Origin of the sequence: Thermococcus sp. M36 (assembly GCF_012027355.1) — an archaeon.
In the GTDB taxonomy this organism is placed as follows: Archaea; Methanobacteriota_B; Thermococci; order Thermococcales; family Thermococcaceae; genus Thermococcus.
On sequence record NZ_SNUH01000024.1, the window covers coordinates 1 to 668 of the forward strand.

Annotated in this window: 1 protein-coding gene; it reads right to left on the minus strand. The window is 29.0% G+C overall.

Annotated features, from left to right (window positions below):
• Positions 1 to 668 (minus strand): hypothetical protein (locus tag E3E36_RS11130; protein ID WP_167895495.1); only part of this gene is annotated, 668 nt, incomplete at both ends.

Here is a 668-nt window from a genome sequence, read left to right on the forward strand (position 1 = left end):
TACCGGTTATTATAGGAGTTAATGTGCAACATGCCTCAAGAGCTATGGTACTCGATGGTACAATTGCTAAATCAGACAATTTCAATAGGTTTATTAATTGTTCTGTTTCAATATTATTATAATGCTCTAAGCAACAAGAATTTGTAGATTGTACTAAATTTTCAATTTCATTAGTGTAGGGGAAGGCACTACCTGTAACGATAATAATTTTTTTAAATGTTTCAGTAGCAAACAGAATTTTCAAAGTTCTGAATGTTAAATTATTACTATCACCACCACCCAAACAAAGAAAAACTGTATCTAACTTTGAAGCTAACAAACGGGAATAAGGTAACTCATAAAAAGCTTGCCTTAAAATCACATATTTAAACCCCAGTAAATATTTCGGTTTATCTTTCGACTCTGATTCAAATTGCTTATTATAACTATAGTTAATAATTATATCAGCCATTGTATCAGTTCTTAGCTCATCTTCAATACAAATAAGTTTATTATCATTTATTTTTACTTTTTTTTGATACTCTAAATTGAAATCATACCCATCAATTACTAGAATCTCATCCTTTTGTACTAAACTGTTTATATAGTCTATTTCTTCGTTAACAGATGAAAACGCTGAGATAATCTCAATAGATGCGATTTGGCTAAATTTATCAAGCAAAGACTTA